This is a genomic window from Laedolimicola sp. (genome assembly GCF_051972735.1).
Lineage (GTDB): Bacteria > Bacillota > Clostridia > Lachnospirales > Lachnospiraceae > Laedolimicola > Laedolimicola intestinihominis.
Genome location: NZ_JBOKYU010000001.1, coordinates 67,132 through 93,910 on the forward strand (window position 1 = coordinate 67,132; position 26,779 = coordinate 93,910).

Consider the following 26,779-nt stretch of genomic DNA (forward strand, 5'->3'; position numbering starts at 1 on the left):
CCGGGGAGCGGTTTTTGTGTTATGTCAACCGGTCAAATTATTCTGTTTCTTCTTTTTTTAATTCATCGAACATAGCCTTCACCGTAGGCGCATTTTTCGTCAGTCGCTTGATACTCAGATCCTCGGCCTTATTATTGGCCAGGCGCAGGTTGTTTTCAGAGGAAAGCAGGGCTTCCTTCGTCTTCTGCAGATGGGTAATCGTCTTGTCAATCTCGTCGATAGCCGTCTTGAACTTATCGCTGGCAATGCGATAATTGCGGGCGAAGCCCTCCTTGAAGGTGTTCATATTCTCCTCAAAGCGCAGGATGTCTACCTGCTGATGACGGGCCAGCTCCAGTTCCCGGCGGTACTGGAGGGAGTTCAGCGCCGCGTTTCGAAGCAGCGTAATCATGGGAATAAAAAACTGAGGGCGGATTACATACATTTTCTCATAGCGGTAGGATACGTCCACGATACCGTTGTTATAGAGTTCGTTGTCAATCTCCAGCAGGGAAACCAGCACGGCGTACTCGCACTTTTTCTCCCGGCGATCCTTGTCAAGCTCCTTTAAGAAATCCTCATTCCTGTGCTTGGTGGCTGTCTCATCCATCTCATTTTTCATCTCGAACATGATGGAAATGAATTCCACACCGTCCGCGGCTTCCCGGAAGATAAAGTCGCCCTTGCTGCCGGTGCGGGCGTCGTTGTCCTTTTCAAAATAAGCATTCGGGAACGCGGTCATACGCAGGGCGTTAAACTGATTCAGACAGTGCTGCTCCAGGCTTTCGCCGATCATTTTCGTGGACTGGCGAGCCTTGAAATCCTTGTAGTATTCAATCTGCTCGTCCTTCATTTTCAGCTTTTCCTCGTACTGCTTCTGGAGGGCCTGCTCCTTCAGCTCATTTTCCGTGGCTTTGTTGGCAAGCTGGCTTTTCAGAGCGGTGATCTCGGTGGTTTTCTCCGAAAGCTCCCTGTCTTTTTCGCTTACGACCTCAGCTACAGCCAGCTTTTTCTCGCTCTCCGTACCGGAGATCTGAGCCCGCAGCTCGGCGATGAGACGGTCCAGCTTCTGAATCTCTGTCTCTTTTTTCGCTAAAGCAGCGTCGTATTCCTGCTTCTGTTCCAGCTTCAGGAGGCGCAGCTCGCTCTCCTGCTTTCCGGCCAGCTCCTCCTCCCGACGGCGCAGTTCTTTATCGAATTCTTTGTCCCGGACCTGCTGCACGATCTGAGCATAGCCGGATTCGTCCACCACGAAGACCTCGCCGCAGTTGGGACATTTAATTTCCTGCATGTTCCTGTTTCTCCTTTATTTAAAATCTTATCTCTATTTTCTCTTTTGCATGTTCCCATTTTAGCACAGATACTTCCGGCCTTCCAGCTTTAAAAACAGCAAAATTTAAGGGCATGGCTCACGCTGCCATGCCCCATCTTATGTAAACTCACTTTTTCAGCGCGTCATTCATACTTCCCATCCGGTATCCGGCCAGATCCATGGTCACGTACAGGAATCCGTACTCCTTCAGCTTCGCCACCACATCGGCGCGAACCTTCTCTTCCATCAGCTTGTCGAACTGCTCCGGCAGCACCTCGATGCGGGCCAGATTGTCGTGAATACGGACGCGCACCTGACGGAAACCGTAATCCAGAAGCAGCTGCTCGGCCTTCTCTACCATGGCAAGCTTTTCTTTGGTAATGCTTTCGCCGTACACGAAACGGGACGCCAGACAGGCGAAGGACGGCTTATCCCAGGTGGGTAAATCCATATCTTTGGAAAGCTCGCGAATCTCTGCCTTCGTAAGCTCCGCTTTTCGCAGCGGGCTCTTGATATCCAGCTCGGCGATGGCCTGGAGTCCCGGGCGGTAGTCGCCATTGTCGTCCATATTAGAACCCTCTGCCACGTATGCAATACCGTTGTCTGCCGCCAGCTGCTTCATTTTCTCAAACAGCTCATGCTTGCACAGATAGCAGCGATTGGGCGGATTCTTGGAAAATCCGTCTATCTCAAGCTCCTCGGATTCGCAGATAATGTGGCGGATACCCTCTTTTTCGCAAAATGCCTTTGCCTCTGTCAGCTCTCTTTTCGGAAAAGAGCAGGACTGCGCCGTCACGGCAATGGCCCTGTCGCCCAACACCTCATGGGCTACCTTCAATAAAAAGGTGGAATCTACGCCGCTGGAAAAGGCCACGGCCACACTTCCCAGCTCCCGCAGATAAGCCTTCAAATTTTCCAGTTTCTGTTCTGCTGTATTCTGCATGCTTTTACCCCCTGCATTTATCATCAATTTCATACCTCCACAGCCGTTTTCCGGACTGCAGTATTTTTATAAGCATACTATAGAATCCTCTTTTTTTCAATACTTAGTTTTTTAGTAGGAAATGCATGTTTCTTATGTGATTATACCAAATAATTCTTGACTTTCCGCCATTTTCAGGATATAATATCTACGTTCAAATGTATTTTCGAAGAGGATTGATTCACATGTTTTTGTAAGTCATCGTTCACTTTGATGCTTTACAAAAACATGTGATTTTTTGTTTTCGGACAGCATGGGAACATACATTATATTTTCTATATTTATTAGGAGGCTTCATTTTATGAACAAGGGTACTGTTAAGTGGTTCAACGGAACAAAGGGATACGGCTTCATCACCAACTCTGAGACAGGCGAGGATGTATTCGTACATTTCACCGGCATCGTTGCTGATGGCTTCAAGACTCTGGAGGAAGGCCAGTCCGTTACTTTCGATGTAACCGAGGGTAATCGTGGACCGCAGGCTACCAACGTTGTCGTTGTAGCTTAAGCTGTTTCGATACAAAAGAAAAGACATCTTTCGGATCTAAAAACGGGCATTCCATCAGGGATGCCCATTTTTTGTCGCATAATATTTGATGATTATTTCTGCTCTTCTGTGCTTTCACCGTCGCCGGTTCCCTCTCCTGCCAGCTTCAACAAATCCTCGATCTCTTCCACAGGCATGTCCATAAACGCGGACAGTTCTTCCACAGAGACCTGACGCTCCAGCTCGCCGGACAGCTCTTTGATACCGTCGCTGAGCTCATTTAAACGTTCCGCAATCAGCTCGCCTGCGGATTTCTCCGTCTGCTGATCCTCCAGCGCTTCGCTGACTGCTTTTTCGATCTCTTCTTTCAGATAATCCAGAGCGGATACGCCCTCTTCCCGGAGTCCGAGAGTCTCCAGTGCCAGCATCAGACCGATATTGCCTTCCTGAATCAGGTCGCCGATGGGAAGTCCCCGGCCCGCGTAATGCTTTGCAGTCTCCACTACCCTCGGAAGCAGCTGTTCGGTGAGACGTGCCTTTGCGTCATTGTCTCCGCTCTCCTCCACTTCCCGGCAGAGCTCCAGTAATGCCTCTTCTTCCACTGTCTTCAGGTAACTCAAATCCTCCTCGTACTGAGTCAAAAAGGTCTGTTCCTCCTCAGAAAGCTCCGGCGTGCCCTCCTTTTGGTCCGCCGCAGGCACATAGCCCTCCACGGTAATCATTTTGGACGCCAGATAAGCAAATACCAGGTCATACTGCTCCTCGGTCAGATCCATATCCTTCAAAAACGTCTTTACTGCGTCGGTACTGAGACGGTTGTTATTGATTTTTGCCAGCTCGCCCAGATCCTCCAGACGCTTCTGAAATGCTTCTTTTTCCATTTATTTACTCTCCTTTTGTCCGGTCATCATTTCATGCTCTTTCCGGATTTCCTGATAAAGCTCATACAGGGGCCAGTCCGCATTGTGTTCTGTCACCATAGCCTTCATGGGAATCGGCGGCACCTTGGCCTTTCTAAGACCTCCAAGCAGCTCCTGCAGCCGACGCTGTCCAAAGCCATGCAGCACCAGAAGCTTTTCCGGAATCACCGGCGCATCCGTGGCCTTCTCCTGCTCCTCATATCCGGGCAGCCCGGCCAGCGCCCCCACCTTTTCGGCTGTCTGTTCCGGCGTGATGTTGCGAATCCGGATGCCCATGCGCACCAGTACGCCCTTTAAGAGCCGATCCGCGTCGGATTTCTCCGGTGTATAATAAAGCACAAGTTCTTTTGCGATTGCCATTGCGTTCTCCTTCTATAAAAAATCATATTTCTATTGTAGCATGACGGGAAATGTCCTGCAAGTCCACCCGGAAAGAAGCTTCCCTGTTTTTCCAATTCATGTTATACTGGTTTTATCATTTATGAATGGGAGAAGTGTTCATGAAAAAACGGGAATCCTTTAACAGCCAGTGGGGCTTTATTCTGGCCTGCATCGGCTCTGCAGTGGGAATGGGCAATATCTGGATGTTTCCGACCAGAGTATCCTTATATGGGGGCGGTTCTTTTCTGATCCCCTATTTTATTTTCGTCATTTTAATCGGTTCCACCGGCGTCATCGGGGAAATGTGTCTGGGACGGGGTACCCGCTCCGGACCCATCGATGCCTTCGGCATGGCCTGTGAGACAAAAGGAAAGCGGAAAATCGGCGAGACCCTTGGCTGGATTCCGGTTCTGGGCGCATTCGCTATGGCCATCGGCTATACCGTTGTCATGGGCTGGATTTTAAAATACATGGTTGGCACATTTACCGGGGCGACCCTGGCTGCCGGCGATATCGACGGTTTTGCCGCTAACTTTGGCAGCATGGCCTCTGCCTGGGGCAATAACTTCTGGCAGATTCTGGCGCTCCTGATCTGCATGATCATCCTGATGTTCGGCGTGGGAAGCGGTATCGAAAAGGCCAACAAGGTTATGATGCCGATCTTTTTCTTGCTGTTCATCGTACTGGGCGTCTATGTGGCCTTTCAGCCGGGTTCCTCGGCAGGTTATCAGTATATTTTCCGCGTAGACCCAAAGGCACTGGCCAGCCCGACCACTTGGATTTTCGCCCTGGGACAGGCATTTTTCTCCCTGTCCGTGGCCGGAAACGGTACGCTGATCTATGGATCGTATTTTTCGGATGAAGAGGATATTCCTGCTTCTGCCGGCCGGGTAGCTTTTTTTGATACCATGGCTGCCATGCTGGCTGCACTGGTCATTATCCCGGCTATGGCAACCACCGGCGCGCAGCTCAACCAGGGCGGTCCGGGGCTTTTATTCATTTTCCTGCCCCATCTTATCCGTTCCATGCCGGGCGGCTGGCTCATCGCGATTATTTTCTTCACCGCGGTATTTCTGGCCGGCATGACCTCGCTAATGAATCTCTACGAAGCCCCCATTGCCACAGTGCAGGAAAAGACCGGATTTTCCCGAATTCCGTCCTGCTGCATCATCGCCGGCATCGGCGCCGTGGTATCCCTGCTCATCCAGGGTATCGTCTCCAACTGGATGGACCTGCTGTCCATCTACATCTGCCCCCTGGGCGCAGGCCTGGCCGGAATCATGCTGTTCTGGGTGTTCGGAAAGCAGTATGTGGAAAATGAAGTCAACAAGGGTCGAAAGCACCCCTTTGCCAAATGGTTTTATCCGATCTGCAAATATCTCTATGTACCGATTTGTTTTCTGGTGCTGATCCTGGGAATCGTGCTGGGCGGAATTGGATGATTATTTTTCAAAACTACTATGGAAGGACAAAATAAACCATGTTTTTTATCTGTGGAATCAACCAGGAACAGAAGGATCTGGGAAGCTTCGGACCCTATATCTGCGGGGCCTGCGGAAGCTATGGGCGGTATCGGGTTTACATAACCTATATGTGTCTGAGCCTGTTTTTCATTCCGATTTTTAAATGGAGTAAAAAGTACTACGTACAGACCACCTGCTGCCAGAGTCTGTATGTGCTGGATCCGGAGATCGGAAAACGGATTCAGCGTGGGGAACCCGTAGATATCCGCCCGGAGGACATGACTCTGATCCAGCGCGGAACCAACGGCTATCGCGGCTGGCAGAATCCACCATGCCGTCACGTCTGCCCGGCCTGCGGGTATGAGACAGAGGAAGATTTCGCGTACTGCCCCAAGTGCGGGACGCGGATGGAAGATCGCTAAAACAGTGAACGGGATAGCGCACCCCTTATGAAGTGTCCTATCCCGTCCTTTTTATTTCCTGCGGACCAGAAGCCCTACATTCTCCACTCCCGCCGTCTGCGGGAACATATCCACCGGCTGCACCTTCGTAAGCTCATAGCTTCCGTCCGCGCAGAGGAGCTTCAGATCCCGGGCGAAGGTGGCCGGGTCGCAGCTCACATAGACAATGCGCTCCGGGGCCATGGCAAGCATGGTCTCAAGGCAGGCGCTGTCACAGCCCTTCCGGGGCGGATCGATGACAATAACGTCCGCGTGAATGCCTTCTTTTTCATATTTCTCAGGCAGAACCTCTTCTGCCTTGCCCAGATAAAATTCCACATTGGAGATACCGTTTAGCTCGGCGTTGTGCTTCGCGTCCTCCACGGCCTGGGGCACGATTTCCACGCCGTAGACCTTTTTCGCGCTCCGGGCCAGAAACAGGGAAATGGTTCCGATGCCGCAGTAGAGCTCCCAGACCGTCTCCTGACCGGATAGGCCTGCATATTCCAGAGCGGTACGGTACAGCTTCTCGGTCTGCACCGGATTTACCTGGTAAAAGGACAGGGGCGAAATCCGATAACTGATATCGCCGATTTTGTCCGTGATATAGGTCTGACCGCGCACCGGAATGATCTCATCGCCCAAAATCACGTTGGTGTTCTTCTGATTTACATTCAGGGTCAGACTGGTCATGCCCGGAATCATAAAGAGGCGGTCCGCCAGCTTCTCGATTTGCGGAAATTTTCGGCCATTGATAACCAGGCTTACCATAATTTCGCCGGTGGCGAAGCCTTTCCGGATCAGCACATGGCGCAAAAGTCCCTTTCCGGTATTCTCATCGTACGGCTCGATGTGATGCTCATTCAGAAAATCGAGAATCATTTTCAATATAGTCTGATTCTCCCGGATTCCCAGAGCACAGTCCGTCTCCGGCACGATGCTGTGGGTGCGGCCCGCGTAGAAGCCGGTCACGATACGGCCCTCCTTGTCCTTTCCGAATGGAAACTGGGCCTTATTGCGGTAGCGGTAGGGCTCGTCCATGCCCAGGACCGGACCCACCGGGGGATCGGTGAAACCACCCAGGCGCTTTAGATCCTCGCGCACCTTTTCTTCTTTATATAAGAGCTGTTTTTCATAAGAAAGCCCCTGAATCTGACAGCCGCCGCAGCGTCGGTGCTGGACGCACCGGGGCTCCTCCCGATCGGGAGACAGCTCCAGAAGCTCTACAAGCCTCGCAAAAGCATAGGTCTTTTTTACCTTCGTCAGACTGACCCGCGCCTTATCTCCGGGAAAGGTATCTTTTACAAAAAGGGGATAGCCATCCATTTTGCCTATCCCCTCTCCTGCGCTTCCCATCGATTCGATTGTCACTTCCACCAAATCGTTCTTTTTCAACTTAAACCTCCGTCTTACGCAGATTAGACTCGAAGAACCGGTTGTAACCAAGCCAGCCCATATTGGTACCTGCTGCCTTGAAGATCTCCTTCATGGTCTCCATCTTCGCGTCTGTATTGTCAGCCAGATTCAGCGCCATAGCCTCGGCCAGGGCCGGTTTCTTCGGGGAGCCGTACTCCAGCTCGCCGTGATGGGCCAGGATGCAGTGCTTCAATTCATTTTCCAGCTTCTTTGGGAAGCCCGGAATCTGATGCGCCCGCTCGGCTACCATCTCGCTGCCCATGGCGATATGGCCCAGCAGCTGTCCCTCATCTGTGTAATCATTTTCCGGAAACTCGGAAAGCTCATAGACCTTGCCGATATCGTGGCACATGGCTGCTGTATACAATAAATCCCGGTTCAGATAGGTATAATTCTTTACATAATACTCGCAGAGCTTCGTTACATTTAACGTATGCTCCAACAGGCCGCCCACGAAGCTATGATGCACGGTCTTGGCCGCGGAATGGAACTTGAAGCCTTTGATAAATTCCGCATCATCCACGAACAGGCTCTTTAAGAGCGCCCGCAGATGGGGTTCCTGCACCTGATTGGCGTAGCCCATCAGTTCCTGATACATTTCTTCTATATCCCGCTCGCTGACCGGCAGGTAATCCGCCGGATTGTACTCGCCCTCCCGGGCCTTTCTGACGCGCTTTACGTTCAGCTGCAGGGCACCCTGAAAGCTGGTGGCATCCGCCATAATATCAATATAGTCCATCGCTTCAAAATCATCGATCCCCTGAGAATTGGGATCCCAGATCTTGGCGTCCACCGTGCCTGTCTTATCCTGCAGAATCAGGTTTTCGTATGTTTTTCCATTTTTTGTAACCGCAGACTGACGTTGCTTGCACAGATAGATACCGGAAATGCGCTCGCCTTCCCGGATAGTCTCAATATATTTCATCTTTCATACTCTCCTCATAAATTCGTAACTGTCCGTAGCTGTTCAGTACATTCATTCAACGCACTATTTTAACACATCCAGCTTCACACTGCACGCAATTTCTTTATATTCTTCTTTGCCCTGGCGCATGACCTTCACCTGGATCACCTGATCCTTGGAGAATTTCAGCAGCATTTCCTGAATCTCCGTCACGCTCGCAACAGCCTTCCCGCTGATCTCGATGATCACATCGCCCGCCTGCAGACCGCCGTTCAGGGCCGGGGAATCCGGCTCCACATCGGACACGTAGACGCCCGTGGGAATGCCCTGGCTCTCCGCGATCTCCGCCGTTACCTGGCTGCCCTTGATGCCCATGTACACCAGATCCTGGCTGTTAGACAGATGCTCAATGACTGCCTTCATATCGGAAATGGCATAGGCCGTCAGGGCTCGCTCATTGGATGCATGGAGATAGGTGTCCTCAATAAGGCCGATGACCTGTCCGTCCAGATTCACCAGCACGCCGGTACCGCCGTCGGAACGCTCCATATCGGTAATCAGAAGCCGGTATTCGCCGTCGATAACGCTGGTCTTATGGCCCGGCGCCACCAGATTGCCGAATTTCAGGGAACCGGCAAAGCCTGCGGGACTGCCCACGGCAATGACGCTGTCACCCGCCTTCACACTCTTGGAGCTGCCCAGATCCGCGATTTTTACCACTTCCATGGTGCCCTCGTCCACCGCTGCCAGATTCACGCTCACAATAGCCATATCGGTTACCCGGTCATAATTCTTCAGGACCGCATCCTGACTTTTTCCATCCACAAAAGTGACCTGAAGCTTGCTTGCGTCCTTCACCGGCTCGTAAGGCGTCAGAATCAGAAGCTCCACGCCGTTATTGCCCACCAGAAGACCGCTGATCTCCCGACGACTCTCATAGGTCTCGTTGAACCAGTCGGTGTCGCTGCTGGCTGCCGTCACGGTCACTAAGCTCTTATTTACCTCGCCGGCTACGGCCTTCAGCTTTGTATACAATTTCTGATAATCCGCCAATTCCAGCTCCTGGGGCTCCGTAATCACAACCGTCTCTCCGATCGGCTCCTGGGTCACCTCGTCCGGCTCGTCGTCCCGTGGAATCGTGATCTCCGTCTTCTCCTCCTTACCAAGGGCGCGCTCCATAAACGGCTGAAGCTTCACGAACACGAAGCAGGCCACCGCGCCGCACAGAGCCGCCACCAACAGCCAATAGCAGAGCTGGCGGAACCGTCTGGTCTGGTAAAAGGGCTGTTTTTTTATCTTTTCTTTTACAAAGGAAAATTCTTCATCGTTTGATTTTCTTTCTTCTGCCATAGAAACCCTCCGAAGCCAATAAGGAGAGTTTGGGACCGAGTCCCAAACTTGGATATCACGAATTGCTCCGCCTTACGGCTCCCGCAATTCTACGCCCATTCGGAATCCGCAGATTTGCTCCGCAAATCGCTACTTCCTCATGTGCGGCGGCTTCCAAAGAGAAAGTCCTTATCATGCAAGCATGAACGGCCTTCCTCCTTGTAACCCTTGATATCCATATTTTAATACATTTTTACAGGAGTGTCCACATATAAAAACCCTCTTTTCATTCTATCCAAAGTGCGGTATACTTTGGGTATTATGAATAGAAAAGCTTATCACACACTGGAATTTTATAAAATTATTGAGCGTCTGGCTTCCGAGGCTGGAAGCGCAGGCGGACGCAAGCGCTGTATGGAACTTACCCCCATGCAGGATCTGGCGGCGATTACGGCCGCACAACAGGAGACTGAGGACGCCCTGACGAGACTTTACCGCAGAGGCGGCGTGGGCTTCTCCGGCACCAGGGACGTACGCGCTTCCCTGAAGCGTCTGGAAATCGGAAGCACCTTAAATATTCCGGAGCTTCTGGATGTCTGCTCCCTTCTGGAGACAGCGGCCCGGGCGAAGCAGTATGCCCGTCAGAACGAGGGCCGGGAGGAAGATCCGGATTCCCTCGATCCACTTTTTGACGCGCTGGAGCCCTGTACCCAGCTCTCCGGCGAAATCCGCCGCTGTATTCTCTCGGAGGATGAGATAAGCGACGACGCCAGCCCTGCCCTGCACCATGTACGCCGCACCATTCTGGCGGCCAACGACAAGATTCATTCGACCCTGTCCGGCATGGTCAATGGCTCCGCGCGGACTTATCTGCAGGATGCCGTCATCACCCAGCGAAACGGCCGCTACTGTATCCCGGTCAAGGCCGAATACCGCAGCCAGGTGCCCGGCATGATTCACGACCAGTCTTCCACCGGTTCCACCCTGTTCGTGGAGCCCATGGCCGTCGTAAAACTGAATAATGATTTAAAGGAATTATATCTGAAGGAGCAGGAAGAAATCGAGCACGTTCTGGAAGCCTTAAGCAACCAGACCGCGTTCTGTACTGAGGAGCTGGACCAGGACTACGATATCCTGACCACCCTCGACTTCATTTTCGCCAAAGCCAAGCTGGCTAAAAATATGAAGGCCACCCGCCCCCGCTTCAACGAAAAAAGGCAGATCTATATTAAGGAAGGCCGTCACCCGCTGCTGGATCCGAAGAAGGTGGTCCCTGTCACCATCCGTCTGGGACAGGACTATGATCTGCTCATCGTCACCGGTCCTAATACCGGCGGTAAAACGGTATCCCTGAAGACCACCGGCCTTCTGACCCTGATGGGCCAGGCCGGACTCCATATTCCCGCCGCCCAGAATTCTGAACTGGCCGTCTTCGACGACGTGTACGCAGATATCGGCGACGAGCAGAGCATCGAGCAGTCCTTAAGTACTTTCTCGTCCCATATGACCAACATCATCCGGATTCTGAACGAGGCTTCCTTAAATTCACTGGTGCTTTTCGACGAGCTCTGCGCCGGAACCGACCCCACCGAGGGCGCGGCCCTGGCTATCGCGATTCTGTCCCATTTGCATAAAATGGGCATCCGCACCATGGCCACCACCCACTACAGCGAGCTGAAGGTCTTCGCCCTCTCCGCTGACGGCGTGGAAAATGCCTGCTGCGAATTCGACGTGGAAACCTTAAGCCCCACCTATCGACTTCTCATCGGTATTCCCGGCAAGAGCAATGCCTTTGCCATCTCCAGGAAGCTGGGGCTGCCCGACTTCCTCATCGAGGACGCGAAGGGTCACTTAAGCGAGCAAAATGAGAGCTTCGAGGATCTCTTATCCGATCTGGAGAGCAGCCGCCGCACCATTGAGCTGGAGCAGGCAGAAATTCAGGAACATAAAGAGGAAATCCGTTCCCTCCGGGAGGCTCTGGAGAAGAAGCAGGAGAAGCTGGACGCCCAACGCGACCGCATCCTGCGAGAAGCCAACGAGCAGGCCCGCAAAGTCCTGCAGGAGGCCAAGGATTATGCCGACGAGACCATGAAGAACTTCCATAAGTTTGGCAAGGCAAACATTTCCGCAAGTGAGATGGAGGCGGAGCGGGCCAAGCTGCGGGAGCGTATGAAGAAGACCGAAAAGGCCATGAGCAAGGATGTGGCCAAGAAGCCGAAGAAGGCGCTGAAGGCCTCCGACCTGCACCTGGGCGATACCGTAAAGGTACTGAGCCTGAATCTCCAGGGCACGGTCAGCACCCTGCCCGACGCCCGGGGCAATCTCTATGTGCAGATGGGTATCCTGCGCTCGCAGGTGAAGCTCACCGATCTGGAGCTGGTGGAGGAGGCTGTCATCACCGCCAAGCAGTTCCAGCGCACCAGCGCAGGCAAGATTAAGATGAGCAAGTCTGCCAGCGTCAGCACCGAGCTCAACCTTATCGGCATGACTGTAGACGAGGCTCTGGCCCATCTGGATAAATATCTGGACGACGCTTACCTGGCTCATCTTCCTTCCGTCCGCATCGTACACGGAAAAGGTACCGGAGCGCTCCGGAAGGCCGTACAGGGTCTCTTAAAGCGCAACAAATATGTAAAATCCTACCGCCTGGGCGAGTTCGGCGAGGGCGACGCAGGCGTTACGATTGCAACCTTTAAACAGGAGTAGAAGAATGGTAGCAAAACAGAAAATTCTCATCGTCGACGACGATAATAATATTGCAGAGCTGATTTCTCTGTATCTGACCAAAGAATGCTATGAGACCATGATTGTAAATGACGGCGAGGAGGCCCTGAAGGTTTTCGATACCTTCAAGCCCCAGCTGATTCTGCTGGATCTGATGCTGCCGGGCATCGACGGCTATCAGGTCTGCAGGGAGATCCGCGCCAGATCCAACACGCCGATCATCATGCTGTCCGCCAAGGGCGAAGTCTTTGACAAAGTTCTGGGGCTTGAGCTGGGCGCGGACGACTACATCATCAAGCCCTTTGATTCCAAAGAGCTGGTGGCCCGGGTTAAGGCCGTGCTCCGACGGTATCAGCCTGTGAAGCCTGCGGAACCCTCTGCGCCTGCCGCCAAGATCGTGGAATACCCGGATCTGGTCATCAACCAGACCAATTATTCCGTGCTCTATCAGGGCAGGCCCGTGGATATGCCGCCCAAGGAGCTGGAGCTTCTGTATTTTCTGGCTTCCTCTCCCAATCAGGTGTTTACCAGAGAGCAGCTTCTCGACCACATCTGGGGCTACGAGTATATTGGCGACACCCGTACCGTGGACGTCCACATCAAGCGTCTCCGGGAGAAGATCGGAGATCATCCCAGCTGGAGTCTGACCACGGTCTGGGGCATCGGCTACAAATTTGACGTCAAAGGATAACGGATGATGAAGCACTCTCTTTACCTGAAATTCATACTGGCCTATATCATCTTCGGCTTCTTAAGCTTCTTTACCATCGCGGTATTCAGCTCCCAGATGACGCTGAATTACCTGACCGAAAAAGAGGCGGAGGATCTGTATCGGGAAGCCAACTATATTTCCTCGAATTTCGTGCGGAACTATTACTCGGACGCTGCAGATTCCCGCTCCCTGGCTACGATTCATTCCCATTTTCAGGCGCTGGATACTTATCTGGACGCTGATATCTGGCTCATGAACACGGACGGCACGGTACTGGTCAACTCCGCAGGAAACTATTCCAGCGAGTCTGCCACGGTCATCGAGGATTTTGATCCGACGGATATGGGCAGCAATTATTATATGATCGGCGACTTCTATGGCATGTTCCGGGAGAACACGCTCTCGGTGGCCGCGCCTGTCACCTACAATTTCAAGCCCCGGGGCTATGTGCTGATTCATCTGCCCATGTCAGTGCTGACCGGGGAGCGGGATGCCCTGTTAAATATCACCTACATGACCCTGCTCTTTATTTTCGCCTTTTCCCTGTTGGTGCTGGGCGTCTTTACCTTCGCCGTGTACCGTCCTCTGCTGAAAATCACGTCGGCTGCCAGGCAGTACGCAGAGGGTAATTTCTCCTACGCCCTGGAGATTGCCGGGGAAGATGAGATTGGCCAGCTGGCCGCCACCCTGAACTATATGGCCCATGAGCTGGGTGAGACCGACGAATACCAGAAGAAATTTGTAGCAAATATTTCCCACGATTTCCGCTCACCGCTGACCTCGATTAAAGGCTATGTGGAAGCGATTCTGGACGGTACCATCCCCGCGGAAATGCAGGAGAAGTACCTGAAAATCGTTCTCATGGAGACCGAACGTCTGAACAAGCTGACCAGCGGACTTCTGACCTTAAATTCCTTCGACACGAAGAAAAACCGGCTGGATATCACGGATTTCGATATCAACGCCGTCATCAAGGATACGGTATCCTCTTTTGAGGGCCGCTGTACAGCCCGCCATATCTCCATGGAGCTGCTCTTCGACGCCAGACAACAGTTTGTCTCCGCAGATATGGGCAAAATTCAGCAGGTTATGTACAACCTTCTGGATAACGCCATCAAGTTCAGTCCGGACAATTCTGTCATCACCATCGAGACAACCCTGCGCCATGAGAAGGTCTTTATCTCCGTCAAGGACCAGGGCATCGGTATTCCCAGAGAAAGCATGAAGAAAATCTGGGAACGTTTCTACAAGACCGACACCTCCCGGGGCAAGGACAAGAAGGGCACCGGCCTGGGACTGTCTATCGTGAAAGAGATTATCGCATCCCATGGGGAGCATATCAACGCCATTTCCACGGAAGGCGTGGGGACAGAGTTTATTTTTACGCTGCCAAGGGTGCATACAGAAGAAGAGTAAAGAAAAAGGGCGCCACACATCCAAAGCAGAATGGGCAACGCTCTTTTTCGGGATTTTCGGTTATTACAGTTCTTTTCGCAGGATGTCTCCCACTCCGCCACCGGTATGAATCAGATAAAACTCTTCCTTTGTATACCCTGTTTCCTCCATGGCCGTAAAGGCGATGGCATCAAAAGCGGAAATAGAAGCCAGGGTGCTGGCAGAGGAGATGATTCCCCATTTATCCGGCTCCCGGTCAATTTTAATTTTCAGTACGATATCCGCCGCCTGACCCAGCTTGGAGTTTTCATTCTCTGTCACACCAATGACCGTCAGGCCCTTTTTCTGTGCCGCCGGAATGTAATTCAGAATCTCCTGGGTATTGCCGCTTTTACTCAGCAGAATCAGAATATCGCCCTGCTGCATCGCCCCCAGACCTCCGTGGATGGAGTCTGCCGGAGACAGGAAGAATGCGGGAATCTCCACAACTGAAAGCGTGTGGGCAATCCGCTTCGCCGCCTGTCCTGCCGTTCCGCATCCGGCCAGAATCACCTTCTTACTGTTCTTCTTTACCTGGCACAGCAATTCGGTAATCTGGGACATCACATTGTAATCTACTCGTTCTGCTACTTTACGAATCGTCTCCGCTTCGTCTATCATGACCTGTTTCAAACGTTCTTTTCTGTCCATAATTATTCTCCCAGCTTCAGACCACTCTGCAGGCTTAAGAGGCGGATGCCCGAGGGCGTCCGGAACACGTTTCTGCAGAAGGCCTCTATCGTCTCACTTTTCTTCTGTCCCTCATAGGAATTTACCAGGAAATCCGCCTCCAGAAGAATCTGATAATCGATTCCTTTCACATTCGTATAAGTATGATGATGACCTACCAGGAAGCTTACACGGGAAATCAATTCTGCGTCGTAGCCAAGCTCCGTCAGCATTTTTTCCGCCAGTGCCGGCCCCTCTTCCTCCTGATGCTTTCCCGTGCAGTTCCCATATTTTTCCAGGCAAACTTTAATACCGATGTCATGAACGATAGCCGCCGTCTCCAGAATCTCCTGGGTCCGTTCATCCAGTTCTTCCATTTTTCCTATCTGCCGCGCGAAGCCCCACACCTTCAAAAAATGTTGGATCCGCATGGGATCACCACGATCAAATTCCATCATGGTTTCCAGAAGCTTTACCTGCTTTGTTTCGTCCATAACACAGCTCCTTATAAGAGAATCGGTGACTCATACAGCTTCTCCGGCATACGGATCTGCACGCAGCCGCCGTCTACCGCCAGAGTTTCACCGGTAATGCCGTCACTCTCCCCGCTCGCCAGAAATAATACCGCCGGAGCGATTTTTTCTGCTGTGTTTAATTCAGGAAGCGCGCCCATCAGGCGGAAGCTCTCCAACACATGAGCCGGTCGTTTCTCATTATTGGTCACGGTTGTTCCCGGCGCTACCGCATTGACATAGATTTCATGGGGGCCAAGCTCCAGAGCCATGGCACGGGTCAGATTAACAACTGCAGCCTTAGCCGCGCAATACACACTCATACCGCGCTCTCCGTAATAAGCTGCCGTAGATGCAATATGTATGATCTTGCCCTTCTTTTTTTCGTTAATCATGTCTTGTGACACAGCCTGGCTTAAAAAGTATACAGACTCAATATAATCGCTGAAGCCCTTGCGGAAATCCGCCCGGTTCGTCTCCAGGAATGGCTGTCCCTTCCACCAGGCTGCATTATTAACCAGAATATCGATCCCGCCGAAAACTTCCTTCATCCGTTTCAGAAGCACCTCCGGCGCATCCTCCGCATAGAGGTCACAAAGTGTATACTCTGCCTTTCCTCCCTTTTCACGGATCTCCTTTACCACCGCTTCACAGCGCTCTGCATTTCGTCCCATAACCATAACCAAAGCGCCTTCTGCTGCGAACAGCTTTGCCGTCTCATACCCGATGCCGCTGCTGCTTCCTGTAATCAGGGCAGCTTTTCCTTCCAGCCGTCCCATAGGCTATACCTTCTTCTTCCCTTTACTGTAAATACTTACCACTGCCTGCGCCATAATAACGATGAGGAGCACGGAACCGACTACTACGTCAGACCACACTGCGCTCAGTATATTCTGCATACTGAAGATATTGGAGAAGGAGGACATAATCAGGGTTCCGATAAAGGTTCCGGATACCTTACCAACGCCTCCGGTCAGCTTCGCACCGCCCAGTACAACTGCTGCGATAGCGTACATCTCATAGCCTGTTCCGGCCAGCGGAGAAGCTACACCTACACGGGAAGTATAAATCATACCGCCGATACAGGTCAGCACGCTGCAGATAACATGGGCGGTAATCATGGTCTTCGGTACGCTGACGCCCATCATATTGGCTGCTTCCAGATTACCGCCTACGATGTACATAGAGCGTCCGATAAACCGACGGTTTAATACAAAAGCAGCAATCAGGGTTGCAATGATAAAAAGAATCAACGGCAGCGGAACTATATTGCTAAAGGTCAGCCGGCCAAGAGCTAATACCGGAAATGGAATGCTTGCTACCTTGTAGGTAGTCTGATCACAGAACATCTGCACCAGTCCGCGGACAAACATCTGTGTCGCCAGGGTGGCAATAAAGGCCGGAATCGAAAGCTTCTCAACCAGAAGTCCGTTCACAAGACCTACCACTGCGCCTGCCAGAAGCGGAACCACGAAGGCAAGAACAATATTGTACTGGGACAGGTTCAGCATCAGATAGCCGGAGAGGGCAAATACCGAAGCCACACTCAAATCGATGGAACCACAGAGTACTACAAAGGTCATTCCGATTCCGATAAAGCCCATCAGGCTGGCAGAACGGAGCAAGTTCGTCAGATTTTCCGGTGAGACGAAGGTCCTCTGTACACAGACACCCACCAGAAGTACAATCAGAAGACCCACCAACGCGATATTATTGCTGAAAAATGATTTTGCCTTGTTCATGTTTGTCTCCCTCCTTATTTTGAGCGCTTTCCTATTCCGTGGAAATACAGAGCCGCCAGAACAATGCAGGCCTTCAACATCAAAGTTACCGGATAAGATACGTTATTCATATTGCACATCATGGTAATCAGCTGAAGTACAAACGTACCGCATACGGTTCCGATGATGTTCGGATAGCCTCCGTCAATGGGAGTTCCGCCAATCAGTGTTGCCGCAATGGCGTCGATCTCCATATCCGTTCCGATGGTAGACGGATGGGCGCTGGATACGACTACCGCCTCCAGCATACCTGCCGCCCAGGCCAACGCGCCTGTGATGGCGTAGCAGAAAATAACGATTTTCACTGTATTGATACCACAGTTTCTCGCAGCCACCGGATTGTTGCCGTAAGCCTCGATTCTGGCTCCCAGCTTCATTTTATTAACCAGGATGTATACAACTGCCACTGCAATGATTACGATAAAGAAATGAACCGGAATATGTCCAAATATCGGCTGCGTAAAAAGCTTTGTCAGGTTCGGGGCCGTATAGGTAACATTCGCCGCGCCGCTGATTCCCTTTGCCATACCGCGCATGATATAGCGCAGAGCCAGGGTAGCCACCATGGGCAGAATCGCAAGCTTCGAAACCGCCACGCCCGCCAGACAGCCAAAAGCGACAACCAGCAAAATCGAAAAAATAATCAAGGCCGGAGACTGGTGTACGATTCCCAACGCCGCCAGCACGGAACCCAGCGCCATGGCGGAGCCTACGGAAATATCGATACCACCGGTAGCGATAACCAGCGACATACCCAGAGACACGAGACATACTCTCGATACCTGTTTAAAAAAGTTGTTGAACGTAATCCAGCTCAGGAAATTATTCGTAGCCACGATATTAAAAACCAGCAGCACCAGGAATAAAATCAGAGCGATATTCTTTTTAAAGAATACCAAATCGAACTTGATGCCCTTCTCTTTTGTCATCTCTTATTTCTCCTTTCCTGTAGCAATGGTTTCCATAATACTCTTTTCTGAAATGTCTCCTCCGGACAATTCACCCATAACCTTGCCATCACGGAGTACCAGAATCCGGTCGCAGTTGCGGACAAGCTCTGCCATCTCAGAGGAGATAAACAACACGCTGATACCGTTGGCTGAGAAATCATGAATCAGCTTCTCAATCTCTGCCTTCGCTCCTACGTCAATGCCTCGAGTCGGCTCATCCAGGATAATCAGCTTCGGATGAATTGCCATCCACCGGGACAGGATAACCTTCTGCTGATTTCCACCGGACAGATTCTTGATCAGCTGCTCCCCACTGGGTGTTTTGATCAGAAGCTTCTGAATGTAATCGTCTGAAAGCTGCTTTCTCTTTTTGGAATTGATGAAACCACCCTTTGTCAGATTATCCAGGGAACAAATGGTCAAATTGTTCTGTACGGTTACATCCGGGAAAATACCCTCCTCACGGCGATTCTCTGTACAGAAGGCCAGGCCCGCTTTGATAGCGTCCTCCGGGGATTTAATCTTTACCTGCTTGCCTTCCACATAGATTTCTCCGGAATCCGGATGGTCACAGCCGAAGATAATGCGGGCTGTCTCCGTACGTCCTGCGCCCAGAAGACCTGCCAGGCCCAGAATCTCTCCCTTTTTAATATGAAAGCTTACATCGTTTACATAGGGCACCCGGATCAGGTTTTTAACCTCCAGGACGTCCTCTTTATCACTGAAGTCACGGATCGGAAGGGTTCTTTCCAGCTTAACCTCTTTCTTTCCGAGCATAGTTTTCAATAACTCATATTCTGACAGCTCCTCCGTCTTCCAGGTGCCCATATAATGGCCGTCCTTCAGTACGGTGATTCTGTCACATTTCTTATAGACCTCATCCAGCCTGTGGGAAATAAAAATCATGGATACCCCTTTTGCTTTCATCTTGTCCATGATTCCAAAGAGGATTTCTACCTCGTTAGTATCCAGGGAAGATGTGGGCTCATCCATAATCAGAAGCTTACAGTTGAAGTTTACCGCGCGGATAATTGAAATAATCTGTTGCTTTGCGGTACTGTAATTATTCAGTGTCTTCCTTACATCAATATCAATTCCCACTTCGTCAATCAGCGCCTGCGCATCCTCGTGCATCTTCTTCCAGTCAATTCCTGATTGATTATAAGGATAATGTCCCAGGAAAATATTTTCGCTGACTGTCAGATAAGGAATCATGTTCAGCTCCTGGTAAATGGTGCTGACTCCCGCTTTCTGCGCGCTCTGTACCGTCGTAAATTTTCTCTCCTCATGGTCAAAAATAATCTGGCCGGCATCTGCTTTATAAAGACCTGTTAATATTTTAATGAGCGTTGATTTTCCGGCTCCATTTTCTCCCATCAGGGCATGAATTTCACCTTTTTCTACGGAAAATTCAATATTGTCAAGCGCTCTTACTCCTGCAAATTCTTTTGTCAATCCATGTACTTCCAATATATTTTCGCTCATACGTCCGCTCCTCTTTATGATAAGAGACTGCTGCAGCACAGCAGTCTCTTTTTCATCAAATTTTCCTCGTCAGAGGTGTGCCGATTACCAGCTCTTAGAATCCTAAATCGTAGTTTTCATCTACATTTGTTGCATCTACCGGTACATCCTCGATAGCATAGAAGGTATCCAGCTTCTCGCCTGCCATACCAGCTTCGATTCCGTCGAATACTTCGTCTGCGAACTTCGGTGTGCAGGTGATGGTTGCGGAAATAGTTCCGGCCTTGATTGCGTCGAAGGTCTCATACATTCCGTCTACACCAATGATGTATACATCTTCGTTAATCTTAAGTCCTGCGGACTGGCAAGCCAGAGATACACCAAGTGCCATCTCGTCGTTGTGGCAGTAGAATACGTCAATGTCGCCGCCTGTGGACTGAAGAACGTTCGCTGCTACCTCCTGTGCCTCTGTACGGGAGAAGTTTGCTGTCTGCTGTACTACGAAGTCAAAATTGCCCTTCTCCTCTGCTACTGCATGGAATCCATCGGAACGGTCACGCACGTCGGTACCACCCAGGATACCCTGAATCTCTGCTACCTTAATGGTATCCAGTCCCTTATCGGTGCAAGCCTTATATGCCCACTCGCCTGCATACCGGCCCTCAGCTACGAAGTCAGATGAATAGAAGGTTACGTAATCAACGCCCGGTGTGCCGTTGGAGCCTCTCGCCTTCATGATAACCGGAACTCCTTTTTCCTTACACTTATCAAGTGCAGGCTGGATAGCGTCTCCGTCAACTGCGGTGATTACAATTACGTTACATCCCTGTGCCAGAAGAGACTCTACATCGGAAAGCTGCTGCTCGCTGTCGCCCTCTGCGTTTACGATGGTGATCTTGTAGCCACGCTCGTCTGCTGCTCTCTGCATATCCTCGCTCTCTACGGTACGCCAGGTGCTTGCCAGGTCTGCCTGGGAATATCCTACATAAAGCTCGTCCTTAGACGGCCATTTCCACTCTGTAGCCTCTGTGGAAGCTGCTGTGTCCTTGCTCTCTGCTGCATCTGTTGTTGTCTCGGTTGAGCTGCTGTCTGTTGTGGTGCTTCCGCCTTCCATGGATGCGCCGCCACATGCTGCCAGGGAGCATGTAATGGTCAGGGAAAGAAGTAATGCTGCCGCTTTTCTCAATTTCATAAATTTTACCTCCACTTTTGTTAATCCTTTTTAATTACGATCGCGCATTTGGAATTCCTTTTGCTACAATTCATTCTAGCCGTTTGAAGCATTGGAGTAAATATTCTAGTGCATTTTTTACTATTTCGTTCTTTTAATCAGTTCTTTTTTATGCGTTTTTTACTTTTTTCAGTAATTTTGCACAGTTTTTTCATTTTCTCTGCTTCATTTTGAAGTATTTACTTCGCAGTTTTATTTCATTTCGCTGAGGCGTTTTCCCACGTCTCCGCCGGGATGGATCTTTAAGAAGCCCTTCTGGCTGAAGCCCTTCATATGGGAAATCGCGATAGCAATGGCGTCAAATACTGCCAAAGTAGCCAAAATACTGCCTGTGGCCAGCACGTTGTACTCGTCCGGTTCCTTCTCGACCTTAATCTTCAGGACCAGATCGCTCTCCTTTGCCATATAGGATTCTTCATTCTCCGTCACTGCAATCAGAAGCGCGCCGCGTTCTTTACAGGGAGCAATCATCTTATTGAGCTCTTCTGTGTGGCCGCCTTTGGAAAGCAGTACCAGGATATCATCCTTCTGTACCACGCCCATGCCGCCGTGAAGGGCGTTGGCCGGGGACAGAAACAGCGCCGGACAGTCCACGCAGCTTAAGGTATGTTCAATTTTCTGCGCAGCAGTGCCCGATGTTCCGCAGCCTGTCAGGATCACCTTACCCTTACAGTTCAGAAACGCATTCATGACTTTTTCGATCTGCTCCTCGGATACCGTTTTTTCCAGTTCCGCTATAATTTCGGATTCACAGCGCAGTGTATGTACCACGGATTCTCTGATATTCATAGTCCTTCTCCTTATTTCTTGTGCTGTCCATAGTACGCGTTCGGACCAAATTTACGGTTATAATGCTTCATCTTAATGTTATCCTTGATCAGCTCGCACTTTCCGCCTGTCGCAATCTCGTCAAAAATTGCCATTTTTGCCACATACTCCAGAACCTGCGCGTGCAGCACTGCAGCGTGCGGAGTCTTGCCCCAGGTAAACGGCGCATGGCTGTGTACCAGAACCGCCTGCATTTCCACGCAGTTTCTCTTTTCGAACTCCTCCAGAATTACTTTTCCGGTATTTTTCTCATAAGCCTCTTCAATCTCCTCTGTGGTCATCAGACGGGTGCAGGGGATATCTCCGAAGAAATAGTCGCAGTGTGTGGTTCCATAGCAGGGAATATTCTTTCCCATCTGCGCCCACATGGTGGCAAACTGGGAGTGGGTGTGTACAATACCGCGGATTCCCTGATCCTTGAATGCCTTATACAGCTCGATGTGGGTATCTGTGTCTGTAGACGGAACATAGTCGCTGTCTACCACATTTCCATTCAGATCGACTGGCACCATCTGATCCGGTCTGAGCTCCTTATACGGAACGCCGCTGGGTTTAATTACCATCAGTCCGCTTTCCTCGTCATACCCGGATACATTTCCCCATGTGGAGATAACCAGCTGCTTCTCTACCAGCTCCATATTAGCCTCGTAGACCTCTTTTTTTAATGCCTCCAAACTCATTTCTATAACTCCTCCTTATAATAAAATTTAATTTATCATTTAAATCCTTTCCCTCGTATCTTGTTCAGTTCAAAGGATTTAGATGCGCTGTTTAACCGCTTTTCATAGCCCTTATCCGAGCGTACAAGCACACTCAGATACAGTGCGTCGATAACCATCTGCTCCGCAACACGCCGGGCTACAATATCCTTTCCCACTGTCACATCGCTGGTGGCAATAAACAGACTGATATCCGAAAGCCGTAAAAGCGGAGATTTACTCATTTTTGTAATACAAATAATGGTCGCTCCCCGTTCATCCGCTACCTTGGCCGCATTCAGGACGGTACGCGATTTTCCTTCGTAAGAAATGATAACCGCCACGTCTCCGGGGCCCAGATTACTGGCCTCCATGAGCTGCATAACCGGATCCTGCTGTGCGGAGCCCGGGATTCCCAGTCTGCCGAATTTAAAATAAAACAACTGGCATACCGCTGCAGAATCGCCTGTCCCAAAGAAATGAATTGATTTTGCCTTCAGGAGAACCTGTACAGCCTCTTCATAAGCTTCCTTGTCTGCCAGAAGGATAGTATCTGTCAAAGTCTGCATATTGCTTTTATATACCTTCTGCAAATTGTCCAGAACAGAATCCTCTTTATGTATTTCCTCTACTGTCATAATGCTGCTGTCATTCAATGCATTGGCAAAGGCCTGTTTCATTTCCGAAAAACCGGAATAGCCCATTTTTCTGCAAAAACGGATAATCGAAGCATCTGAACTATCCGTTTCTCTGGCAAGCTCTGCCAATGTCATCAGACAAATCAACTCCGGTTTTTCCAGTAGTGCCTGCGCCACTGCTTTTTCCGCCCTCGGCAGGGTCGGAATCAGAAATCTCAGTTTTACCATCAGCTCGTTCACGCGAATTCTCCTTCTGTCAGCTCTGTCTTACAGCCCGTTGTCCTCCAAATCCTGGTATACATCCCAGACAGAATTCAATGCATCGGCTGTTTTTCTATACAAGTCATATTTTTTGTTGTAAATAGCCACATTTTCCGGAATCGGCTCTACCCTTGTGGTAATACGGCTCATCTTGGAAGCCGCTTCCTTCATGTCCCTGTATTCGCCTGTGGCTGTCGCTGCCGCGATGGCGCATCCCAGAGCGCCGGTTTCATTGACATCCACAATCTCGATAGGCAGATTCATTACGTCTGCAAAAATCTGCGTCCACACCTTTGATTTTGCCACACCTCCGGTCAGCCGGATGACCTTGGGCCTGTCCGCCCTGGATACCAGCAGGTGCTCCAGATCCAGCCGGTGGGTAAACGCAATTCCCTCGTACACGCTGCGCACCAGGTGCTTTCTGGTGTGAAAACTGGTCATGCCCACGAAGCAGCTCTTTGCATGGGGATGCACATTACTTTCAAACAGGTAAGGCAGGAAGATTGGGCAAAGCTCTTTTGCCGGAATTTCCTCCACCCAGCCATTCATAATTTCATAGATGCTGCGGCCCTCTGCTTTTGCCTGAGCCTTCAGCTCCGGCAGAAGCTCCCGCACAAACCACTCGTTATTGCCTGCGGATGCCGCTGTTCCCACCTCGACTAAATAATACTCCGGGAGCAGGAAAAATGTATTTCTAATATATTCCAGAAATTTTTTCTCAACAACCGGAGTTTTGGACAGATACAGCTCCACGCTCCAGGTTCCGGCGATCATGCACAGTTCTTCCTCGGTCAGGACATTTGCCGCCAGCATGCAGGCCTGAATATCGAAGAGGCCGCCAATGACAGGGGTTCCTGCAAGAAGACCGCATTTTTCCGCCGCCTCCTCTGTTACCTGGCCGCAGATTTTCGCAGCCTCACACAGGGGCGGCAGAGCATCCCGGTACTGTTCCAGACCAAAAAGCTTCAGAAGCTCCATATCGTAATCACGGGTGTGCAGATTCAAAAAATTCGCGCCGGAGGAATCGCCGTACTCGGCTCCCGCCTCTCCGGTCAGCCGGAAGCGTACATAATCCTTTGCCTCGAAGATCCACTGAATCTTATCCATGCATTCGGGCTCATGATCCCGGAGCCATGCCAGAATGGCTACCGGCTGGCAGGACATGATTTTCTGGCAGGACAGCTTCGCGACCTCGCTTTCTGTACCGTCCTTTCTCCAGTTTTCCGTATACTTCCACGCCCGGTTATCGGTAGAGATAATACCGTTGCGTAAAGGGCGGTTGTCCTTCCCCCACAGATACAGGCCCTTACCGTGGCCACAGATTCCTACGCCTGCGATATCCGCGGGATCGATACCGCTCTTTTCCAGCGCGTTTCGGGTTACAGTGCAGTTTGCTTCCCACATTTCATCCATGTCCCGCTCCACAAAGCCGGGCGCCGGTACGATCATTTTTGTTTCCACAGAGGCTACGCAGATTTCTTTGCCCTCTCTGTCATAAATAGCTGCTTTCGTGGTCGTTCCGCCGTTATCCAATCCAAGAAAATATTTCATATCCCTGTTTCCTTTCTTTATGCTTCCATGGCTCTGCGATACTGCTCTTCAATAAAGGCCTTGGCTGCCCGCACGTTAGCCCGGTCATCCTGTCCCTTTTTATGCCACATTTCAATCATATAAGGACCTGTGTACCCCAGATCCTCCAGCTTCTTTAAACAGCCCACGAAGTCTACGCAGCCCTCGCCAAAGGGAATGTCCTTAAAGACGCCGGGTTTGTCCGCTGTCTTGCACAGGGTATCCTTTAAATGTACGCCCACAATGCTGTGAATTCCGGCCTCCAGATCGTCCAGCGGATCGATACCCCAGGCTGAAATATTGCCCACATCCGGATATACCTTATACCAGGGAGATTGTATCTTGTTTTCATACACCAGATGCTTCCGAATACAGTTCATCAATTCAATATCCATAATCTCTGTTCCCAGCATAATCTGGTAGCGTGCCGCCTGGGAAGCTGCCCAGAACATAGCCTCCTCATAACGCTTTTTGCTCTCGTCCGTGGACGGCTCATAGTATACGTCATATCCTGCCAGCTGAATCACGCGGACGCCCAGCTTATCCGCAAAAACCAACGCTTTCTCCATAATCTCCGCAGCCTTTGCGCGGGTAGCCGGATCCGCGCTTCCAAACGGAAAACGACGATGCACGCTCAGGCACAGGGACTGGATAAACACCCCTGCCTTATGGGCTGCATCCTGAATCCGATAGATTTCTTCGTCACCGGCATAGATACGGGACAGGCGTTCGTCCGTCTCGTCGATGCTGATTTCCATAAAATCAAAACCCAGCTCCTTCACCTTTGCCATGCGCTGATACCAATCATCCTCCGCATCCAACGCCTTCTCATAGATTCCCAACAGATGTTTTCCTAACACGCTCTACCATTCCTTTCCTGTCTTCCGACGCAAAAAATGCTCTTCCTATAATTACCCGGTTCGCACCGCTCTCAATACAATGTACCGCGCGTTCCTCATTTAAGCCGCCATCCACCGCAATCCCGCATTCCAGTTTTTTTTCATTCAACATCCGGCGGATATCCCGGATTCTTTCAAAGGTTGTCTCCCGGAAGACTGCTCCCTCCGTGCCCGGAGCGCAGCTCATTACCAGAATCTCCTTTATATAGGTTAAAAACGGAAGCAGCTTATCCACCTCCGTATCAGGAGCAATCGCCAGCCCCGGCTCAATCCCCTTCGCTTCTATCTGCTGCAGATACTCCGCCAGCTGCTCCGGCTGTGCCGCTTCCACATGCAGTGTCAGCTTTTGAAGTGGAAGCTTCAGACACTCTTCCAGCATTGTCTGTGTCAGCTCCGCCATCAGATGAACGTCTCCGCAGGCCCTGCTCCAGTCCGTCAGTTGTCTGACCTGTGGCTGATTAAAGCCAAACAGCGGCACGAAATGGCCGTCCATCATATCTACATGGACCCAGTCCGCCCCGCTTTCTTCGATTTTATTTAAATCCCGTTCTATATGAAAAAAATCCGCTGCAAGCGCTGAAATACTTACCTCTGCCATCTTTTTTGCTCCTTTTTTCGCTTCATAACTTCAATTCAATACTATCAATCTAAAGGATTGAAGTAAACAGACGGTCTTTTTTTCTTATATTTTGCCCAGTTGTATCCTGTTTTTCACAACATTTTATGTGAATTATTGTGAAAAACATAGAATTCTTCACTTTTTGCACTTCAATATGAATTGTTTTATGTTTCTATT

Annotated in this window: 26 protein-coding genes; 6 read left to right on the forward strand and 20 right to left on the reverse strand. The window is 50.7% G+C overall.

All coding sequences use genetic code 11. The features are described 5' to 3' along the window. Window positions 1–37: 37 nt before the first annotated feature. Together ACTRC3_RS00310 and larE are read right to left on the reverse strand one after the other, a co-directional pair. Entirely contained in the window at window positions 38–1,270 is a 1,233-nt protein-coding gene (locus ACTRC3_RS00310) for a DUF2130 domain-containing protein (protein ID WP_440320694.1), read from the reverse strand. Window positions 1,271–1,418: 148 nt separating this feature from the next. Further along, window positions 1,419–2,234: an ATP-dependent sacrificial sulfur transferase LarE gene (larE, locus tag ACTRC3_RS00315; RefSeq protein WP_440320695.1), complete on the reverse strand. Its 816-nt coding sequence runs from the start codon at window positions 2,232–2,234 to the stop codon at window positions 1,419–1,421. 340 nt (window positions 2,235–2,574) lie between these two features. Here larE and ACTRC3_RS00320 point away from each other — a divergent pair, with 340 nt between their 5' ends. Then, entirely contained in the window at window positions 2,575–2,781 is a 207-nt protein-coding gene (locus tag ACTRC3_RS00320; RefSeq protein ID WP_178039330.1) for a cold-shock protein, read from the forward strand. Between the two features lie 92 nt (window positions 2,782–2,873). On the opposite strand, the gene ACTRC3_RS00325 is transcribed toward ACTRC3_RS00320, so the two are convergent. Then, a complete protein-coding gene (locus ACTRC3_RS00325; protein ID WP_440320697.1) occupies window positions 2,874–3,641 on the reverse strand; it encodes a sigma-70 domain-containing protein in 768 nt (255 codons plus the stop codon). Beyond that, the gene (locus ACTRC3_RS00330; protein WP_440320699.1) at window positions 3,642–4,040 is read right to left on the reverse strand and encodes a DUF3783 domain-containing protein; all 399 of its coding nucleotides are present in this window, start codon (window positions 4,038–4,040) and stop codon (window positions 3,642–3,644) included. A gap of 140 nt (window positions 4,041–4,180) precedes the next feature. Between ACTRC3_RS00330 and ACTRC3_RS00335 the strand changes: the two genes are divergently transcribed. Together ACTRC3_RS00335 and ACTRC3_RS00340 are read left to right on the forward strand one after the other, a co-directional pair. Further along, window positions 4,181–5,503 carry a sodium-dependent transporter gene (locus tag ACTRC3_RS00335; protein ID WP_440320701.1) on the forward strand — a complete coding sequence of 441 codons (1,323 nt, stop codon included), beginning with the start codon at window positions 4,181–4,183 and terminating at the stop codon, window positions 5,501–5,503. Window positions 5,504–5,541: 38 nt separating this feature from the next. Next, window positions 5,542–5,946 carry a zinc ribbon domain-containing protein gene (locus tag ACTRC3_RS00340; RefSeq protein ID WP_440320703.1) on the forward strand — a complete coding sequence of 135 codons (405 nt, stop codon included), beginning with the start codon at window positions 5,542–5,544 and terminating at the stop codon, window positions 5,944–5,946. A gap of 51 nt (window positions 5,947–5,997) precedes the next feature. On the opposite strand, the gene rlmD is transcribed toward ACTRC3_RS00340, so the two are convergent. The 3 genes from rlmD to ACTRC3_RS00355 all read right to left on the reverse strand — a co-directional run bounded on the left by rlmD (window position 5,998) and on the right by ACTRC3_RS00355 (window position 9,634). After that, entirely contained in the window at window positions 5,998–7,359 is a 1,362-nt protein-coding gene (rlmD, locus tag ACTRC3_RS00345) for a 23S rRNA (uracil(1939)-C(5))-methyltransferase RlmD (RefSeq protein ID WP_440320705.1), read from the reverse strand. 1 nt (window position 7,360) lies between these two features. After that, window positions 7,361–8,305 (reverse strand): 3'-5' exoribonuclease YhaM family protein, encoded by a 945-nt coding sequence (locus ACTRC3_RS00350; protein ID WP_440320707.1) that lies wholly within the window; start codon window positions 8,303–8,305, stop codon window positions 7,361–7,363. Window positions 8,306–8,368: 63 nt separating this feature from the next. Then, complete coding sequence (locus ACTRC3_RS00355) at window positions 8,369–9,634, reverse strand: S1C family serine protease (RefSeq protein ID WP_440320709.1); 1,266 nt, start codon at window positions 9,632–9,634, stop codon at window positions 8,369–8,371. 300 nt (window positions 9,635–9,934) lie between these two features. Here ACTRC3_RS00355 and ACTRC3_RS00360 point away from each other — a divergent pair, with 300 nt between their 5' ends. The 3 genes from ACTRC3_RS00360 to ACTRC3_RS00370 are packed head-to-tail and all read left to right on the forward strand — an operon-like array spanning window position 9,935 to window position 14,465. Then, complete coding sequence (locus ACTRC3_RS00360; protein ID WP_440320711.1) at window positions 9,935–12,319, forward strand: endonuclease MutS2; 2,385 nt, start codon at window positions 9,935–9,937, stop codon at window positions 12,317–12,319. A 4-nt stretch (window positions 12,320–12,323) separates the two neighbouring features. Then, entirely contained in the window at window positions 12,324–13,028 is a 705-nt protein-coding gene (locus ACTRC3_RS00365) for a response regulator (protein WP_440320713.1), read from the forward strand. Between the two features lie 6 nt (window positions 13,029–13,034). Beyond that, window positions 13,035–14,465: a sensor histidine kinase gene (locus ACTRC3_RS00370; protein ID WP_440320819.1), complete on the forward strand. Its 1,431-nt coding sequence runs from the start codon at window positions 13,035–13,037 to the stop codon at window positions 14,463–14,465. A 63-nt stretch (window positions 14,466–14,528) separates the two neighbouring features. Here ACTRC3_RS00370 and ACTRC3_RS00375 read toward each other — a convergent pair whose 3' ends face one another. The 13 genes from ACTRC3_RS00375 to ACTRC3_RS00435 all read right to left on the reverse strand — a co-directional run bounded on the left by ACTRC3_RS00375 (window position 14,529) and on the right by ACTRC3_RS00435 (window position 26,581). Continuing rightward, complete coding sequence (locus ACTRC3_RS00375; RefSeq protein WP_178039340.1) at window positions 14,529–15,134, reverse strand: SIS domain-containing protein; 606 nt, start codon at window positions 15,132–15,134, stop codon at window positions 14,529–14,531. Window positions 15,135–15,136: 2 nt separating this feature from the next. Continuing rightward, window positions 15,137–15,646 carry an HD domain-containing protein gene (locus ACTRC3_RS00380; protein WP_349164723.1) on the reverse strand — a complete coding sequence of 170 codons (510 nt, stop codon included), beginning with the start codon at window positions 15,644–15,646 and terminating at the stop codon, window positions 15,137–15,139. An 11-nt stretch (window positions 15,647–15,657) separates the two neighbouring features. Continuing rightward, window positions 15,658–16,443 carry an SDR family NAD(P)-dependent oxidoreductase gene (locus tag ACTRC3_RS00385; protein WP_440320715.1) on the reverse strand — a complete coding sequence of 262 codons (786 nt, stop codon included), beginning with the start codon at window positions 16,441–16,443 and terminating at the stop codon, window positions 15,658–15,660. A 3-nt stretch (window positions 16,444–16,446) separates the two neighbouring features. Then, window positions 16,447–17,406, reverse strand: a complete 960-nt coding sequence (locus ACTRC3_RS00390; RefSeq protein WP_440320716.1) for an ABC transporter permease — start codon at window positions 17,404–17,406, stop codon at window positions 16,447–16,449. A 14-nt stretch (window positions 17,407–17,420) separates the two neighbouring features. Beyond that, window positions 17,421–18,374 carry an ABC transporter permease gene (locus ACTRC3_RS00395; RefSeq protein ID WP_178039344.1) on the reverse strand — a complete coding sequence of 318 codons (954 nt, stop codon included), beginning with the start codon at window positions 18,372–18,374 and terminating at the stop codon, window positions 17,421–17,423. A 3-nt stretch (window positions 18,375–18,377) separates the two neighbouring features. Beyond that, window positions 18,378–19,880 carry a sugar ABC transporter ATP-binding protein gene (locus tag ACTRC3_RS00400; RefSeq protein WP_440320718.1) on the reverse strand — a complete coding sequence of 501 codons (1,503 nt, stop codon included), beginning with the start codon at window positions 19,878–19,880 and terminating at the stop codon, window positions 18,378–18,380. A gap of 94 nt (window positions 19,881–19,974) precedes the next feature. Next, entirely contained in the window at window positions 19,975–21,051 is a 1,077-nt protein-coding gene (locus ACTRC3_RS00405; RefSeq protein ID WP_178039346.1) for a substrate-binding domain-containing protein, read from the reverse strand. 231 nt (window positions 21,052–21,282) lie between these two features. Next, on the reverse strand, window positions 21,283–21,879 hold the full coding sequence (locus tag ACTRC3_RS00410; RefSeq protein WP_440320719.1) for an SIS domain-containing protein: 597 nt from the start codon (window positions 21,877–21,879) through the stop codon (window positions 21,283–21,285). A gap of 11 nt (window positions 21,880–21,890) precedes the next feature. Further along, window positions 21,891–22,598 (reverse strand): L-ribulose-5-phosphate 4-epimerase AraD, encoded by a 708-nt coding sequence (gene araD / locus ACTRC3_RS00415; protein ID WP_349164727.1) that lies wholly within the window; start codon window positions 22,596–22,598, stop codon window positions 21,891–21,893. 35 nt (window positions 22,599–22,633) lie between these two features. Continuing rightward, a complete protein-coding gene (locus ACTRC3_RS00420) occupies window positions 22,634–23,494 on the reverse strand; it encodes an SIS domain-containing protein (protein ID WP_178039347.1) in 861 nt (286 codons plus the stop codon). 27 nt (window positions 23,495–23,521) lie between these two features. Beyond that, complete coding sequence (locus tag ACTRC3_RS00425) at window positions 23,522–25,066, reverse strand: FGGY-family carbohydrate kinase (protein WP_440320721.1); 1,545 nt, start codon at window positions 25,064–25,066, stop codon at window positions 23,522–23,524. A 17-nt stretch (window positions 25,067–25,083) separates the two neighbouring features. Then, on the reverse strand, window positions 25,084–25,944 hold the full coding sequence (locus ACTRC3_RS00430; RefSeq protein ID WP_440320722.1) for an L-ribulose-5-phosphate 3-epimerase: 861 nt from the start codon (window positions 25,942–25,944) through the stop codon (window positions 25,084–25,086). Continuing rightward, the gene (locus tag ACTRC3_RS00435) at window positions 25,913–26,581 is read right to left on the reverse strand and encodes a ribulose-phosphate 3-epimerase (protein ID WP_440320724.1); all 669 of its coding nucleotides are present in this window, start codon (window positions 26,579–26,581) and stop codon (window positions 25,913–25,915) included. The genes ACTRC3_RS00430 and ACTRC3_RS00435 overlap by 32 nt, the downstream gene beginning before the upstream one ends. Between the last annotated feature and the right edge of the window lie 198 nt (window positions 26,582–26,779).